General features: G+C 47.7%; 11 protein-coding genes and 1 pseudogene. 4 read left to right on the top strand and 8 right to left on the bottom strand.

The genetic code is table 11. From position 1 onward, the window contains the following. Positions 1 to 7: 7 nt before the first annotated feature. From IPJ02_05945 to IPJ02_05910, 8 genes are all read right to left on the bottom strand, one after another. The gene (locus IPJ02_05945; GenBank protein ID MBK7375096.1) at positions 8 to 2,035 is read right to left on the bottom strand and encodes a tail fiber domain-containing protein; all 2,028 of its coding nucleotides are present in this window, start codon (positions 2,033 to 2,035) and stop codon (positions 8 to 10) included. Next, entirely contained in the window at positions 2,035 to 2,325 is a 291-nt protein-coding gene (locus IPJ02_05940) for a hypothetical protein (GenBank protein ID MBK7375095.1), read from the bottom strand. The genes IPJ02_05945 and IPJ02_05940 overlap by 1 nt, the downstream gene beginning before the upstream one ends. Positions 2,326 to 2,432: 107 nt before the next feature. Further along, positions 2,433 to 3,518 (bottom strand): hypothetical protein, encoded by a 1,086-nt coding sequence (locus IPJ02_05935; protein ID MBK7375094.1) that lies wholly within the window; start codon positions 3,516 to 3,518, stop codon positions 2,433 to 2,435. 107 nt (positions 3,519 to 3,625) lie between these two features. Beyond that, positions 3,626 to 3,991 (bottom strand): hypothetical protein, encoded by a 366-nt coding sequence (locus tag IPJ02_05930; protein ID MBK7375093.1) that lies wholly within the window; start codon positions 3,989 to 3,991, stop codon positions 3,626 to 3,628. A 29-nt stretch (positions 3,992 to 4,020) separates the two neighbouring features. Further along, positions 4,021 to 5,559: a T9SS type A sorting domain-containing protein gene (locus IPJ02_05925; GenBank protein ID MBK7375092.1), complete on the bottom strand. Its 1,539-nt coding sequence runs from the start codon at positions 5,557 to 5,559 to the stop codon at positions 4,021 to 4,023. A gap of 31 nt (positions 5,560 to 5,590) precedes the next feature. Next, positions 5,591 to 5,890 (bottom strand): tail fiber domain-containing protein, encoded by a 300-nt coding sequence (locus IPJ02_05920; GenBank protein ID MBK7375091.1) that lies wholly within the window; start codon positions 5,888 to 5,890, stop codon positions 5,591 to 5,593. Further along, on the bottom strand, positions 5,875 to 9,528 hold the full coding sequence (locus IPJ02_05915) for a hypothetical protein (GenBank protein MBK7375090.1): 3,654 nt from the start codon (positions 9,526 to 9,528) through the stop codon (positions 5,875 to 5,877). The genes IPJ02_05920 and IPJ02_05915 overlap by 16 nt, the downstream gene beginning before the upstream one ends. A 309-nt stretch (positions 9,529 to 9,837) precedes the next feature. Continuing rightward, complete coding sequence (locus IPJ02_05910) at positions 9,838 to 11,115, bottom strand: serine hydroxymethyltransferase (GenBank protein MBK7375089.1); 1,278 nt, start codon at positions 11,113 to 11,115, stop codon at positions 9,838 to 9,840. Between the two features lie 174 nt (positions 11,116 to 11,289). Between IPJ02_05910 and IPJ02_05905 the strand changes: the two are divergent. From IPJ02_05905 to IPJ02_05890, 4 genes and pseudogenes are all read left to right on the top strand, one after another. Further along, positions 11,290 to 12,295, top strand: a pseudogene (locus IPJ02_05905) (NTP transferase domain-containing protein). Between the two features lie 150 nt (positions 12,296 to 12,445). Next, positions 12,446 to 13,384, top strand: coding sequence for a nitronate monooxygenase (locus tag IPJ02_05900; GenBank protein MBK7375088.1), 939 nt, complete (start codon positions 12,446 to 12,448; stop codon positions 13,382 to 13,384). A gap of 54 nt (positions 13,385 to 13,438) precedes the next feature. Next, positions 13,439 to 15,859: an SLBB domain-containing protein gene (locus IPJ02_05895; protein ID MBK7375087.1), complete on the top strand. Its 2,421-nt coding sequence runs from the start codon at positions 13,439 to 13,441 to the stop codon at positions 15,857 to 15,859. A 26-nt stretch (positions 15,860 to 15,885) separates the two neighbouring features. Further along, positions 15,886 to 16,938 carry a hypothetical protein gene (locus IPJ02_05890; GenBank protein MBK7375086.1) on the top strand — a complete coding sequence of 351 codons (1,053 nt, stop codon included), beginning with the start codon at positions 15,886 to 15,888 and terminating at the stop codon, positions 16,936 to 16,938. Positions 16,939 to 16,982: the final 44 nt, after the last annotated feature.

The raw sequence follows: 16,982 nt of genomic DNA, 5'->3' as shown, positions 1-16,982 counted from the left end.
ATTGGAATTAATCCTGTTTGTTCTCTAATTTCTTTATCCTTTCCACCAGTTCATCAATTGTTTTTTGCTGTTTAAGGATGAGTTGTTGTTGCTCCTGGATGGCTTTGACCGTAACGGGGATGATATCAGAATAATAGATGCCCAGTTTATCACTGGTGGATTTGATGGCATTCCCATGATCATCTTTTTCTTCTGTTTTGCCTTTAAGATCGCCTTCCTGTACAACTTCACGAAGAATTGGTTTCACTTCCTGTGCAACGAAGCCTATTTTTTTGCCCCACTGCGGTTTCTCTTTCCAGTTAAAACTAACCGGGCGTAATTGCATGATCTCTTTCAGGCCATAATTCAGGTCGCTGATGTTCTCTTTATCCCTGGCATCGGATGTATTTATGGTACCATTCGTTGCATAAACAGTGGTCCATCTGTTGGTGATCCCCCCCAATGATTTTGTATTATCTGCAGCAGGCATAAAGTTAAGTACACCCATTTCATATTGGTCTGTTGGCGTTACAAAATCATCTACACTTCTTGAATATACGAGAACTCCTGCGGAGGTAACCCGTAACTTCCAGTCACTGCCCCCGGCGCCTGTTTTGACAAGTTCCACACCGGGCTCATAAGTGCTATTCACACTGGATATGCGCAGGTCTGCATTTGCGTTGGTTGTTTCATGAATATGTGTCTTGGTAAGCGGGGTAATGGTGCCGATACCAATGTTACCGTTGTTATCAACGGTCATGCGGGTGGTATTTCCTCCAGACCTGAATTGAAGCGAACTGTCGGCCCGGAAAATAAAGGCGCTTCGGATAAAATTGGATGTGTTACCGGATAAGAATCCTGTTTCATTGGCATTGGGATGGGAGAACTGCACATAGGAATTTGCATTGTCCTCAATGATCATGGCAGAACTGCCATGATACAAACCTCCGCCTGCACCATTGCGTTGAACGTGTAATCTTGCATTAGGTGTATTGGTACCGATACCTGCATTCACTGTTGTGAGTGCGCCGTTCACTCCGTTGATGCTTCCGAGCGTGATGCTGTTGCTTTGACCCGCCTGTGCAAGGTATCCGAGGGCCGTGGCATTGGTAAGTGCTGCCGATACCACATCGGAGCCATAGCCAATAAGGGAGTTGAAAGTTCCGGCGATATTGGTATTGCCAGCTTCCCGCCCGATCGCCAGGTTACCCCCGGTGGCGGTATTGGTCGTATTGGCAAGTGCACTGTCGCCGATGGCGATGTTGTAGTCGCCATCCAGATTATAATTCAGGGCCGTGCGACCTATGGCAATATTGTAATTCCCACTACGGTTTTCTTTCATTGCCCTGGAACCTCCGATTGCTATATTACCATTACCATTCCTGTTCTCAAATAATGCAAAGTGACCGATACCAACATTCTGTGTCCCGGTTGTATCGTAAAAGAGTACATTAATACCCAGGGCGGTATTATAACCGCCTGTTGTAACACTGGGAAGTGTATTGGAGCCAATGGCAGTATTGCCGGTGGCAGCTGTTTGGTAATACAGGGTATTGGCGCCAATGGCAGTATTGAACCCACCTGTTGTATTCAATTGCAGTGCATTTGCACCTACAGCAGTATTTTCATCACCGGTGGTATTTGCTTCCATTGCAAAGGCGCCTACGGCCACATTGTCAACACCCGAGATATTGTCACGCATGGCAAAATGCCCGATGGCCACAAGTTCATTGACTGTATTTGAATAAAGAGTACTGTCGCCAATGGCCACATTTCTGCTGGCGGCCTGCGAATTCACCATTGCACGTACTCCAATAGCGGTATTGTTGCTTCCTGTTCTGTTGGCATACAGGGCTCCTAATCCAACGGCGGTGTTGGCACGGCCCGTATTGGTATAGGCAAGGGTGGCTGTGCCCAGGCCTGTATTTTCAATACCAGTGAGGTTGGTACCACTGGCCCCGAAACCCGAATTCAGACCCAGGAATGTGTTTTCATTTCCCCGGTTATTATAACCCGCCTGGGTACCGATGGCCGTGGAATTTGATACGCTGTCCATCAATGCACCGGCATAAAACCCACAACGGTATTATAGCCCAGGTTGGTTGTATTGCCGATGCTTCCGATCATGGCACCACGCCCGATGGCCGTATTACCGGTTGCGCTGTCGGTAGATTCCAGTGCACCAACGCCTATTGCTGTATTCTGGTTTCCCGTCAGGTTATAACGTAACGAACGCCAACCCATGGCCGTATTATAAAAACCAGCCGTATCGGCGATCATCGATTCATAGCCAACGGCTGTATTGAGGTCATTGTATTTATGATTATACAGGGCATTGGTACCCACGGCAGTATTACCGGCACTGTTGATGTTGCTGCGAAGGGCACTGGTTCCGATACCACATTATAATACCCGCTGGTATCCGATTCCAGTGAAAAATTACCCATGCTACATTATAACTCGAACCGTTCCCGGTGGTTATATAAACTGTTGTATCCAACGGCAATATTATGATGACCGCTGTCATTCCGGTATAATGCCCGTAAACCCACTGCTGTATTGAGTTGCCCGGATCTATTGTTGTAAAGAGACTGGAAGCCAAGTGCAGTATTGTATGAGCCGGTTGTATTGTAGAACATGGTATTCGTACCCATTACCGTATTCCATTCTCCTGTTGTGCTGACGGGAAAGCTATTTGAACCTACTACCGTATTGGCTTCGCCGGTGGTATTGCTTCCGAGTGCAAAATCCCCGATGCCGGTCCCGAATGAAGACGTATTTCTATACATGGAAGCATAGCCAGCAGCGGTATTATAATTTCCGGTTTTATTACTGTCAAGCGAACGATAGCCCAGGGCTGTATTCCGTTGACCGGTTGTGGTCTGCGCCATGGCCCGGTATCCCACGGCCGTATTCACGATGCCTGTTGTGAGTGAATCGAGCGCCTTATACCCGATGGCTACGGTATTGCTGCCTGTATACCGGGTGAGGGCGTTTGCCCCGATCGCAACATTCGTATTGCCGGTAATATTTGTAAACAATGCACTGTCGCCTAATGCGGTGTTGTTTTGTGACGTATTGTTGAAACCCGATCCTGCACCGATAAAATAATTGTGCGTTTTTGTGTTCAATTGTCCCATCCATAAATTATTCTGGCGCAGCATCAGCGGCTTGTCATCCAGGGTTCCTAAGAAGTTTACTGCAGAGTCTGTTCCGGAATTTCCCGTTGTTAGCCAGCCAACAGTTGCATTTGCAGTGGCCATCCATAACCAGCTGCTGCCATCATAATAATAGAATCCAACACTGTCCGGCGCATTCTGAAATACCATCAAACCGGTGGCCGGTGATGCAATGGCATTTTTCTCTGTCTTGCTCATGCGGGGCACCAGCACACCTTTAGTGGTGCTTTTTACATCCAGCAGGGCACTGGTATGGGCCGTGCTGCCATCTGTATTTATACTTAATGATTGGGCACCGGCAGCAAAATGAATAGTGAATGCAATGCAAGTAGCAGCCACTAAACGGGAAAATCTGGTCATGGTAAAAAATAATTTACGTTTAATTAAGCCAAATGATTTTCCGCGGGAATTGGAAGTTCTCTTGCTTGGTACAGGGTATGGGTAAATTACTTATGGGGTCATCCGTTTCAGTGCTGCTGAACAACAGGGACAGGTTCCTTATCTGTTTTTTTTGCAGGAGCGGGTGTTTGCAGGTTTGCCTGTGGTGCAGGCGGCTGTATGGGTCTTGGTATTACACGGTCTTTTTCATTGGCCGGCTGCGGCACTCGGGTATCCCTGGGCTTGAATTCACCACCCGGCACGATCGGTTTTGCAATTTGCTGTTCATCGCTTTTCTGCAAAGTGGGTGCTACAGGAGCAGCAGGGGGCGTTGATTCCGGCTTAAGCGTACTCTTCAGCGGTTTGGTTTCCGGCGCTGCATTTTGAGCAAGGGCGCCAGCGCCTGCCAAAACCAGGCCGCTGGTTACCAGTATGTATAGGAATGATCTTTTCATGGTTGATGATGTGTTTACTTCTTTCGTTTTTATTGTTTTACAAAACGGTAAGTCTCTTTGGTTCCGTTGGTCTTTGTTATCTGGATGATATATGTTCCCGAAGGCAGCGGCAGCACATTCAGCACAACGATATTGGCCGATGGTTTCCGGCTGACCATAAATTTACCATCCACACCGTAGATATTGATGATGCTTTCATTCACATACGAAGAGGGTAACTGGATGTTCAGCACATCGCTGGCCGGGTTGGGGAACAGCCTGACCTGCTCAAGTCCCTTATCAAACCTGACCGGGCGAACGGGTGAATAGAAATAACTGCCCGACCTGTCGATGATCTTCAACCGGTAATAGTTCCATCCCATAACAGGATTGAGATCGTAACCGGTGTATGCAGAAAGAGCAAGTTGCCTTGAACTGACCGTTGCCAGTTGTGTGAAGTTGATGGCATTGAGTGATCTTTCAATTTCATAGGTCCGGGTATCCTGTTCATTGGCAGCTTCCCAGTCGAGCCTTACTTTATTGCCATCGGCAATGGCGTTGAAATAAATGAGTTTCACCGGCAGACCATTGTATTTGCTGTTGGTACCCAGGGTGAACCTTCTTTCATCATAGCTGAAACCATTGAACGCATTTGACCTTACATATCCTGCAAGGCTGTCTGCACCCGTAGTCATGCCGGTGACCCAGCCACCGGGCAAACCCCACATGAAGGGGGGCTGTAAGATATACTGTGTAACGATCAAACTATCTCTTACAGCAGGATCATTGCTTACCCGGCTGTATCCCCTCCACGATAAACTTACCCTTGCACTGGCATCCGAAACTGCATTGCCGGTCATCTCCCAGTATTCCACCCGGCTGATATGATCGATCGGGGGACTGAGTACATTCAGGTGGTTGAACGGGGTATCGGGAAAATATTCAACCGTCCACACGGCTAAATTGGCAGTTCCTTTCTCCAGCCGCACGGGTGCATATAAACTATCTGTTTTTCCAACCGGGAATAAATAAAAAGTAGGTAAGCTGCCGATCACATTACCCGACCTGCTCAGCCTGCCGTTCACCCAACTCTCGGTAAAGTTGCTGGTGGAAGCGATGGCGTTGATGGCCGGGTTGGAGACCCAGAGGCTGTCGTTACCATAACCGGTTCTTGTGAACACAAAACCTGTATCCAGATTCAGGATATTTCTTACTTCACAGGAAGACAGCAATGTATCGCCTGCGGTATTGCGGATGGTCAGGTCATAAAATCTTGTCTTGCCATAGAAACTCTGGCGCTGGTTGCCGCGGAAAAAAACATTACCGGTACTGGTGGCACTCAATACCCCATTGGGGGCGGAGGTGGAATCAAGCCAGCCTTCGGGAGAAGAGACCGTGGTCTTGTATATATGGGTCTCCCCGTTGTTCACCCAGTTGCTGGTGCCTTTGAACGTGATCCCGCCGGTCATTACTATTTTGGTACCGGCTTCAGTCACCATCTGCACATCGGTGGCACGGGCCAGTTGCTGGCTGTAGATATTGCCGGAAAGAAAAAGCAAACTGAAAAACCTGGTTATTCTCGTTAGCATGCTGTTATGGTTTGATGTGAAAATAACAATTTTAATTATTAATACCCAGTTTTGCCCGGATCAATTGCATATCTTTTTCCAGCTTTTCATTCTTCTTTTTCAGGTCTTCGATCTGTTGCTGCTGTTCTTTGAAGGCATTGATGTATGAAACAAGAATCGGGTGAATGTCAAAGTTCAGGTAACCATCCTTTCCTGTTTTTACCGCTTCCGGAAAAACCTTTTGCACTTCCTGGGCAGAGAAACCATAGCCCTGTTCTTCTGTAGGCAGGTTCCTTGCATTACCGGGAGCATAATGATATTTGATCGTATTGAGTTTTAAAATATCTGCCACCCTTTCGTATAATTTCCATCAATTGTTTTCAGGCGTTCATCAGAACTGATAGTCCAGGCATTGCTAAGTGGTTTACCCGCCGAGTTGGTAGATAATTCCAACTGGTAAGCAGGGGTCATTGTACCAATACCAACATTTCCATTGTTATCAACTATCATCCTGTTTATATTTCCGCCTGCCCTTAAACGAAGCGTGCTGTCGGAGGCAAAAATGAAGGCACTCCTGATAAAATTTGAAGCGTTGCCCGAAAGGATGCCCGTTTCGTTTGCATTGGGATTAGTGAGTTGTATGTATGAACTGGTATTGTCTTCAATGATCAAAGAAGAACTGACATGATAAGTACCCCCGCTTGCCCCATTGCGGGTAATGTGCAGGCGTGCATTGGGAGATGTTTCGCCAATACCTACATTTACCGTGGCTGTTGCGCTGTTCAAACCATTGATACTTCCCAAGACCATGCTGTTATTTTGTGATACAAGCGCATTTGCACCAACAGCCGTTGCGTTGATAAGGGTACCAACGGAAACATCAGAGACATATCCCATCAGTGTATTGTTTGAACCTGAACTGATATTATTTCCTGCATCCCTTCCGAGGCCCACATTATTATTTCCACTGGTGTTCAGCAGGGAATTATCTCCTATAGCCGTGTTGCCATCCCCGGTTGCTCCATTATGCAGCGCTACATTACCAACAGCGGTGTTCCTGATTCCCGTTAGATGGTTTCTCATGGCCCAGGTACCGATCATTACATTTTGTGTTCCCGTAGTAAAATTTTCACCGGCTAAACTTCCCAATGCCGTGTTCCAGGTTGATCCGGTGGAGGTATAATTTGCCAATGCCCTGTAACCCACTGCAGAAACTTCATGGGCGGCGGTATTGGCATTCAGTGCCTGGTATCCCAGGGCGGTATTCAAATTTCCCGTGAGGTTGTTTTCCATGGCATAATTACCCACGGCAGTATTAGGGGTACCGGTATTATTGAACCGCATGGCAAAAGTTCCTATTGCCAGGTTATTGCTTGCATTGTTCCCATACATGGCGCTGTCGCCGATGGCAATATTATAACTGTAACTGTTTCCATTGGCCAATGCCCGGGTACCCACGGCCACGCTTCCGTTCCCGGTGCGGTTGCCGTAAAGAGCACCTAAACCAACTCCTGTATTGCTCTTGCCGGTATTGTTATAGCTTAATGTATAGGCGCCCAGCCCGGTATTTTCAATACCGGTCAGGTTGGATCCGCTGAAGCCGACGCCGGAATTAGCGCCGATGAACGTATTTTGATATCCCCGGTTGTTATAGCCAGCCTGCGTACCGATTGCGGTTACTTCGTACACACTGTCCATTTGAGCTCCGGCATAAAATCCCATTACGGTGTTGTATGCCAGGTTGGTGGTGTTGTTGAACGTGCCGAGCATGGCACCGCGGCCTACTGCAGTATTGCCGTAAGCGCTGTCGGTAAATTCCAGCGCCCCAACACCCAATGCCGTATTTTCTGAGCCCTGGATATTATAGCGCAGCGACCTCCAGCCCATGGCGGTGTTCAAGGTGCCTGCCGAATCCATGATCATGGATTCGTAACCAATGGCTGTATTGTAGTTATTGATCTTGTGATAGTACATGGCATTGGTACCTAAAGCAGTATTTCCTCCACCGGTAATATTACTGCGGAGTGCGCTTGTTCCCAGTGCTGTGTTTACCGTGCCGCTGAGGTTGTTGTACATGGACAGATAGCCAACGGCGGTGTTATAAACCCCCGATGTATCATTACGCAAGGCGCCTGCACCCATGGCTACGTGTCCGTAATAACGGGTAAACCGTAATGCATCATTGCCAACGGCCGTATTATCGAACGGGTAATTCAATCCTGCAGGATTATATGCCTCCATCATGGCGGCATTGCCGATGGCGGTATTATTTCCCCCTGTTTTATTACTCATCAGGGAATAGCTCCCTAAAGAGGTATTGGCACCCCCCGTAATAGCGCTGTCCTGGCTGGAGTAACCCACTGCAGTATTTGGATACGTGGCGGTCGCATTCATCAATGCACGGCTTCCCACAGCCACGCTTTGGTGATGATTGGTGGTGCTTTTGCTCAATGCACGGTAACCGATAGCCACTACATCATTACCCCGGCCCTGCTGGTAGGCCGAATCGCCAATGGCAACATTTCTCGACGGGGCAGTTCCGGAATATGAACCCGGTTCAAAAATGGCACCCGCTTTATACCCGATCGCCACGTTCTTGCTTCCAAACGCATTCCCGGTAAGCGCTGCATACCCAATGGCAGTATTTTCTGCTCCCTGGGTGATGTCGGTGGAACTGTATGCATTCGTGTACCCCGCATAGGCACCAACGGCGGTGATCCTTTCACGCAGGTTATAGGCTGCAGCGGCGTGGCCGACAGAAGTGGTGAAGTCAACCGTATCGGTAAAAAAGGCAGCGCTTCTGCCTACTGCTACATTATAAGACCCGGCGCTGGTTGCTTCCAGGGCACCTACACCCAGTGCCACATTTTCTACCCCCGTCTTATTATTCCTTAAAGCCCTCCAGCCTGCAGCCGTATTGTTTGCGCCGGCAGAATCGAGTTGCATTGATTCAAACCCGATCGCTGTATTATTCGCATTTCGTTTATGCGAATACATGCTGTGCCGGCCAATGGCTGTATTACCACTGGCACTGTCGTTCGTAAGAAGGCTCTGGTATCCTACAGCCGTATTATTGGATCCTGCCACATTATAGAACATACTGTTGGCACCCAGCGCCGTATTTGCAGCGCCGGTGGTATTATACACAAGTATATTTGACCCTATGGATGTATTGGCTGTACCGGTGGTATTTAAACCCAGGCTGTAATCACCCACAGCCGTATTAAAAGAACCCGTGTTGTTGGCAAGGGAAACATACCCCACCGCCGTATTGTAATTACCGGTTTTATTGCTGCGAAGTGCATGATTTCCTATCGCAACATTCCGGGCGCCGGCCCCGTTGCTGTCCAGTGCATTGTAGCCGATGGCTATATTGTCGTAACCGGCATTCACCTGCAGGGTACGGTAACCGATACCGATCACCCCACCTGCCGTGTTGCTGTACAGAGCGCTGTCGCCAATGGCTATATTATAGGTAGTGGTATTGTTTTGCAAAGCACCTGGGCCAATGCCGATATTGTGAGCAAGGGCCGGGTTTGTAAGTCCTGCTTTGTAACCAAAATAGGTCGTGGTATCATTTAATTGTCCGGAAAAGATATTGTTGTACCGCAGCCGTACTGAATTGGCGTCGGTGGTACCCAGGAAATTATTGGCCGGGTCAATGCCGGCATTCCCGGTAGTTAACCAGCCGGCCGTTGAACTGGCAGTGGCCAGCCATAACCAGGATGTTCCGTTATAATAATAAAAGCCAACGCTGTCCGGGGCATTCTGAAAGACCATGAGGCCGGTGGCAGGTGTGGCGATCGCATTTCTTTCTGTCTTGTTCATACGGGGTACCAGTATGCCCTTGCTGATGCTTTTTACATCCAGTAAAGCGCTGGGGTCGGCCGTGCTGCCATCGGTATTGATACTTAGTGATTGGGAGGTTGCAGTAAGGTGCAGTGTGCATGCAATAATAGTTGCAAACACCAAACGGTAAAATTGGTTCATGGAATGAAAATTAATTAAGTAGTTAGGTCAAGCGGCTTCCGGAGGAATTGGAGTCTTTCTTGCTTTATCCAGGGAGTGATCGGGGTAATTCTGCCGTAATATTAATATTATTTTTTTAGACAGACCGGAAAGGTGGAAAACTATTTATCAACCATACTTCAAAGCAGGGATAAGGTCCTTTTAAAACCGTCTGTCATTCCTGTTATGCGATCTTCCCATTATGCAATGCGCAAAAGTAACCGGAAGATAATTGCCGGCAAATACCACAAACTGGTAAGCAGTAAAAGGGGGCAGCTTGATTAAATGGAATCAGCCCAGTTCAGGATATAACGGGAACTGACGCATGAAGGTCTTCACTTCTTCCTTTACGGATGAAATTATTTTTTCATCATCGGCGTTCATCAGCACCTTATCAATGAGACCTACTATTGTCTGCATCTGTTCTTCATTCATTCCCCGGGTGGTTACTGCCGGAACGCCTACCCGGATACCGGAAGTAACAAAGGGGCTCTTGTCATCAAAGGGAACAGCATTCTTGTTTAACGTGATGTGTGCCCTGTCCAGGGTTTCCTGTGCTTTTTTGCCGGTGAGGTTCTTATTGCGGAGATCGATCAGCATTAAATGATTGTCGGTACCGCCACTGATAAGCTGGTAATCCTTTTTAACAAATGCCCCGGCCATGGCCTGTGCATTGCTGATGACCTGTTGTCCGTACGCTTTAAAATCTTCAGATAAAATTTCTCCGAAAGAAACTGCTTTCGCAGCGATCACATGTTCCAACGGTCCGCCCTGTGAGCCGGGGAATACCGCCAGGTCAAGCAGCGAACTCATCGTGCGGAGGTTTCCCTTGGGATCTTTTATTCCCCATGGGTTTTCAAAATCATGCCGCAGCATGATGATGCCGCCTCTTGGCCCACGCAGAGTTTTATGGGTAGTGGATGAAACGATATGGCAATGATCAAAGGGGTCGTTCAATAAGCCACTGGCAATTAATCCGGCCGGGTGTGCAATGTCTGCAAATACAACCGCACCTACTTCATCGGCAATGGCACGGATGCGTTTATAATCCCAGTCGCGGCTGTATGCAGAAGCGCCGCAGATGATCATCTTTGGTTTTTCTGTCCTTGCTTTGGCTTCCAGCTGTTCATAATCAACAATGCCTTCCCTGGTAACGCCATAATGGATGGCATGGTAGGTTTTACCGCTGAAGTTGGCCGGGCTGCCGTGGGTAAGGTGCCCCCCCATGCTCAGGTCAAGGCCCAGGAATTTTTCACCGGGTTTCATTACGGCCAGGAAAACGGCTGCATTGGCAGAAGCGCCGCTGTGTGGCTGCACATTGGCCCAGGAACAATTGAAAACCTTTTTCAGGCGGTCGATGGCCAGTTGTTCTATTTCATCCACCACTTCACAACCGCCGTAATATCTTTTACCGGGATAACCTTCTGCATATTTATTGGTGGGTACTGTTCCCATGGCCTGCATCACCTGCAGGCTGGTGAAGTTCTCAGAAGCGATGAGTTCAATGCCGTTACGCTGGCGCTCCAGTTCTTTCTTTATCAGATCAAAAACCAGGCTGTCTTTTTGCATAAAAAAATATTGAGGCACAAATATAAGCAGCAGCGGCTATTTTACTCAATTGATTATAAACCCGTTTCTTCGTGTTGTTTTTACACAAAATTCACTACTTTCACAGCCGTTTCAAGCTAAGAAGAACTCAATTGTAAACTAAACATGCTGCCGCAGGCAGACCAGGTTTTAACAATGAAGGCAATCATACCGGTAGCCGGCGCAGGCACAAAGCTACGCCCGCATACATATACACAACCCAAAGCGTTGATCCCCCTTGCAGGAAAGACGATCCTCAGTATCATTGTAGACCAGTTGCGTGAAGCAGGCATAAAGGACTTCATCTTCATCATTGGTTACCTGGGCGAAAAGATCCAGGATTATGTAAAGAGCAAATACCCCGGTCTCAACTGTCATTTTGTTCAGCAGAGCGAACGTTTTGGGATCGGCCATGCCATCAACCTTACCCGGGAGATCGTTGGCCGTGACGAAGTACTGATCGTTCTGGGCGATACCATTGCGGAGTATGATGTGAAGGAAGTGATCAGCAGCCCGCACTCCATGCTGGGAGTAAAAAAAGTGGACGACCCCCGTAATTTTGGTGTGGCAGAAATCGAAGAGGACGGCAGCATAAGCCGGGTGGTTGAAAAACCGGCCATTCCAAAAAGCAATATGGCACTGGTGGGCGTGTACAAGATCAGGGAAACGGATTTTCTTTTCTCCTGCCTGGATAAGATCGTGGCGGCGGGAGCAAAAAGCTATGGAGAGTTTAACCTTACCGATGCCCGAGTGCATGATACAGAGTGGTGCAAAATTTCAGTCTTTCAAAGTGAATAACTGGTTCGATTGCGGCCGCAAGGAAACCCTGCTGGAATCAAATGCCACCTTGCTTAAGAAATTTGGCGGAAACACCACGGAAGACAACCCCTACGAGAATACCATCATCATCCCCCCGGTGAATATAGGCGAGGGCTGCGATATACGGAATTCAGTCATAGGCCCCAATGTTGCCATTGGCGAACACGCTTCCCTCAACCATGCGATCATCAAGGATTCCATAATCGGCGCCTATTCCAACCTCTTTGAGATCGTGCTGAGCAACTCACTCATTGGCAGCGATGCGGAGGTAAAAGGCGTGAACCGAAGCCTCAATATTGGCGATAATACAGCCATCGACCTGAGCGGCGGCGGAAAATCATAGGCATTCAGTCTTCAGCAACACCTCTTTTACAGGGCAATTTTGGAAAAAAGGCACCGGGTTGTAAAATAATTTCACTTACTTTGCGTTTCAAAGTACTTTTAGTTTCTGAACTACTTTTTTAACGATATTTGAAAAAACTATCTGACCGAGATGCAAAACAGGGTAACCCGTCTTTTTGAAATTGAGTATCCCATTGTTCAGGCCGGCATGATCTGGGCAAGCGGGTGGAAGCTGGCCAGTGCGGTAAGCAATGCAGGAGGGCTTGGGCTGATCGGAAGCGGCAGTATGTACCCGGAGGTTTTGCGTGAACATGTTCAGAAGTGTAAAGCGGCCACCCAAAAACCGTTTGGGGTAAATGTTCCTTTATTATACCCCGATATTGAGAAGCACATACAGGTGATCCTGGAAGAAAAAGTACCCATCGTCTTTACATCGGCGGGTAACCCAAAGACCTGGACACCCGTTTTAAAGCAGGAAGGGATAAAAGTGGTGCATGTGGTGAGCAGCAGCAGATTCGCATTAAAATCACAGGAAGCCGGTTGCGATGCAGTGGTGGCAGAAGGCTTTGAGGCCGGCGGGCATAACGGGAGGGAAGAAACAACCACCATGGTGCTGGTACCAGCTGTTTGTGCAGCGGTGGATATACCTGTTATTGCTGCAGGCGGGATCGCCACGGGTAAACAAATGCTGGCCGCCATGGTATTGGGTGCAGCAGGGGTGCAGGTGGGCAGCCGTTTTGTGGCAAGTCCCGAAGCATCATCGCACGACAATTTCAAGAACAGGATCATTACTTCTTCGGAAGGCGATACCCAATTAACATTAAAACAATTAACGCCGGTAAGGCTCCTGAAGAATGATTTTTATTCGCAGGTGCAGGAAGCGGAACAACGATGTGCTTCACCGGATGAACTGAAAAAACTGTTGGGCAGGGGCCGGGCAAAAAAAGGGATGTTTGAAGGCGATATGAATGAAGGAGAACTGGAAATAGGACAGGTAAGTGCCCTCATCAGAAAGATCAAACCGGCAGCAGAGATCGTGAAAGAGATATGGAATGAGTTTGAAGCATCGCTGAAGCAGCCGCTTAAATAAAGAATATTATATTTGCGCATTATTTAAAAATTTGTAATCTCAACCCCCCAAAAAATGTTATTAACCTCAGGGCAAACTTATTTTGGTTTTAAAAAAGCGGCCGCAGTTTTTATTGTGATTCTCTTTTGTTCAGTAAAAATGGTATCGGCACAAAACCCGATCAAAGATCCCAATAATCCTGATGTTCCGGTATTGCCGAATCCAACACAGATGCCGCCTGCCCAGCTATATGATATTTTGAAAGATAAGAACCCCGACGGCAGCAAGAGGACGGGAGAGGAAATGAACAAAGCCCTTAAGGATAAAATTGAGAAGGACAGCCTGGTAAAAGAAAGTACGCCCCAATCGATGAATCCTACCGAGGATACGTATGGGATGAACCTGTTCCGTTCCGGTGTGGTTGCCTCCATTACCGAATTGTCAACACCGCCCCTGGATTATCCCATCGGTGTGTATGACCAGATCATTGTTTCCTTGTGGAATGGAGCGGAGGCCACGCTGGATTATACGGTTGCCCGGGATGGTTCCATTTTCCCCGCCAGCATCGGAAAGATCTACCTGCAGGGTCTTACATTTGAAAATGTACGTTCCCTGCTCACACAACGGTTCAGATCGTTTGTTCCACCGTCAACAAATATTTCCATATCACTCGGGCAGCCACGTACTATATCCATAAATGTTGCGGGTGAGGTAAGGAACCAGGGGCCTGTCACTGTTTCTGCATTTACCAATGCATTTAATGTGATCTCGCTGGCCGGCGGGCCCACAGACCTGGCCAATCTTCGTGAGATACAGATCAAGCGGAACGGAAGGGTCATTGATGTACTGGATGTATATAAGTACCTGACCACCGGCGATTTTGGGAAACACATCTATCTTGAGAATAATGATTTTGTGATCATGCAAACGCTGGAAAAGCGGGTGAAGGCCGAGGGCCGGTTCAAGCGTCCGATGTTCTACCAGCTTAAAAAAGACGAAGGTCTGAAATCCCTGCTTAAATATTCAGGCGGCCTGCAGAACGATGCCTTTTCGAGCGGGGCGAAGGTTTACCGGACCGAACTGGAAAAGCAGATCATAAAGGATGTGAATGTAACAGCCATCGTAAACCCGACCAGCAGTGCACTTCTTAAGGACCAGGACTTCCCGCTTAATGACGGGGATATCGTAAAAGTGGTTTCCATTAATCCGGGATTGATAAACAAGGTGGAAATGAAAGGAGAGGTCTCATATCCGGGCCAGTACGAGATACGTAAGGGCGATAAATTGTTTGACCTGATCAACAGGGCTGGCGGCATTACCCGGAATACGTTCCTTCCCCGTGCCTATATTTTCCGGGGCGGCGGCGACAGTACCAATATCAAAGCCAGTAAGGTGGAAGTGAACTTAACGGATATCACCACCAATGATACGGCCAGTATTTATAACGTAGAATTATTTGCCAACGACCAGGTGCTTCTTTTTAACTCCAACCAGTTTGCGGATAAACAATACGTGGAGATCTTCGGCGAAGTAAGAAAAGAGGGCAGGGTAAACAAATACGGCGGCATGACACTGCAGGACCTGCTTTATCTCTGCGGTGGTTTGAAACAATCTGCTGAATATGGGCGTATTGAGATATCCAGTGTGGTTGACCTGGACTCAGCAAAAGGAATGCAACAGCCAACCCGTACCGTGCTCAAAACGATTAAAGTATCACCCAATCTTGAACTGGACAGTGTGTCCAGGGAAATATTATTGCGCCCATACGACCAGATATATGTACGGAAGAACCCGACATTTGAATTGCAGCAACTGGTGCAGATAAACGGGTTGGTTCAGTATTCGGGTCCCTATCCAAGGCTGAGCAAATACGAAAGGCTTTCCTCCTATATTGAACGGGCAGGAGGGATAAAAGAGAATGCCGACCTGAGCGGTGCGATCCTGTACAGGAAGAAAACACAGTACTACCGGGATAATGTGACCAACAAAGTGGCCTCCCTGACCGATTCCATAGGAAGCATTACGCTGGATTCATCCATGAAGAGCCTTGGTGAAGTGGCGAAGGAACCGGTGAGCATAGATTTGTACCGGGCCATGAAATACAAGAATTCAAAGTACGACATCATTCTGCAGGAAGGGGACGTGATCTTTATCCCGGAGATAAACCCTTTTGTAAACGTGAAGGGCATTGTACAGTCGCCACTTAAATTAACGTACGATAAAGAACATACCAACGTGGGCTATTATATTGACAAAGCCGGCGGCTATGGCATACGGCCCTGGAAGAAGCGGATCTTTGTCACCTACGCCAATGGCAAGAGCAAGCGGACGACCAGTATTTTCTTTATGCATTTTTATCCCAGGGTAAAAGAAGGTTCCACTGTAACGGTGCCGTTGCGGCCCGAAGGTGCACAGGTAACCGACATTGTCACGCAGGTGATCATATCCAGTATTCCCATAGTAACAGCCGCTTTGATTGTTAAACTGATCCAGTAAATTATTAGATAAAATAAAGCTTCTTAATGAACAATATTGAACTTTTAAAGCAACTGGTAAAAAGACTGAAAAAATTCAGCTGGCTGATCGCTGTGATCGCTTTGCTTTTTGGCGGGTTGTTTTTTTACATGGCAAGACAGAGCGTTGTGCAATGGTCATCCAAGGCAACCGTATTCCCGTTGAGCGCTTCCAATACCAGCAGCACCGGATCAGCCATCAGTAACCTGCTGGGGCTTACCGATGCGCCCAAATCCTTCACCGAAGATGCATCCATCAATATTGTTGAACTGGCAAACAGCCGCCGTACCCGGGAAGCCGTAGCCATGGAAAGGATCCCTTCGATGAAAAATAAGACCATTTCGGAATTGCTGATCGAAGAGAATAACAGGTACACCGGGTTCATGCAGAATGAAAAGATCGATACCCCCCTCGACAGCCTGGCACAGGTGAACGTGGCCAGCAACCTGCTGAAGATCTCATTCTCGGCCAAGATCAACAAGAACGGCATCCTGGAACTTTTTTTTACGAACAGCAATCAGAAACTGGTGCGGGAGATCAGTTATATCTATATTGATAAGCTTTCGCTTTTTTACATTGAACTGAAAAAGAAAAAGGCACAGATCGATTATGAATTCTCCATTAAAAAGGCCGACTCCCTGCTGAATGTGCTGAACGCACTTGACAAAAGGGCCATTGCCCTGGACGAAAGCACGTTCTTTACCAATGATGGATTGCAGCGCTACAGCATTCCCAAAGTGAACCTGGCACAGGATAAGGCAACCGTTCAGTCGCAGTATTATTTTGCAGTGAATAACCGGGAATCGGCTGCATACCGCCTGCAAAAAGAAACGCCCATCATTGAAGCGCTTGACAAACCCGAGCCTCCCTATGAACCGGTTAAAAAATCAAAATTCATTTATACACTGATCGGCCTGATACTTGGAAGCATCCTTGGTATGCTGGCTGTAAGCTGGAAGATCATCAACCAGTACCTGGGTGATGAACTGAACCGGGCCATTGAAAAAGCATCTAAACCGAAAGAGCCGCTTATGAAGCCCCAGTCAGAACCACTGAAATAAGAATAAAAAAAATGTCCCGCTTCTCTGGCGGGACATTTTTTTTA

The organism is Chitinophagaceae bacterium (assembly GCA_016710165.1).
Lineage (GTDB): Bacteria > Bacteroidota > Bacteroidia > Chitinophagales > Chitinophagaceae > Ferruginibacter.
Note: the sequence above shows the minus strand (reverse complement) of the source record. Positions and strands in the feature narration are given on the sequence as shown.

Excerpts from the sequence above, each read along its gene's own strand:
- IPJ02_05925 (MBK7375092.1), bottom strand. The coding sequence starts at position 5,559 with ATGCTAACGAGAATAACCAGGTTTTTCAGTTTGCTTTTTCTTTCCGGC.
- IPJ02_05910 (MBK7375089.1), bottom strand. The coding sequence starts at position 11,115 with ATGCAAAAAGACAGCCTGGTTTTTGATCTGATAAAGAAAGAACTGGAG.
- IPJ02_05930 (MBK7375093.1), bottom strand. The coding sequence starts at position 3,991 with ATGAAAAGATCATTCCTATACATACTGGTAACCAGCGGCCTGGTTTTG.
- IPJ02_05890 (MBK7375086.1), top strand. The coding sequence starts at position 15,886 with ATGAACAATATTGAACTTTTAAAGCAACTGGTAAAAAGACTGAAAAAA.
- IPJ02_05915 (MBK7375090.1), bottom strand. The coding sequence starts at position 9,528 with ATGAACCAATTTTACCGTTTGGTGTTTGCAACTATTATTGCATGCACA.
- IPJ02_05895 (MBK7375087.1), top strand. The coding sequence starts at position 13,439 with ATGTTATTAACCTCAGGGCAAACTTATTTTGGTTTTAAAAAAGCGGCC.
- IPJ02_05900 (MBK7375088.1), top strand. The coding sequence starts at position 12,446 with ATGCAAAACAGGGTAACCCGTCTTTTTGAAATTGAGTATCCCATTGTT.
- IPJ02_05935 (MBK7375094.1), bottom strand. The coding sequence starts at position 3,518 with ATGACCAGATTTTCCCGTTTAGTGGCTGCTACTTGCATTGCATTCACT.
- IPJ02_05945 (MBK7375096.1), bottom strand. The coding sequence starts at position 2,035 with ATGGACAGCGTATCAAATTCCACGGCCATCGGTACCCAGGCGGGTTAT.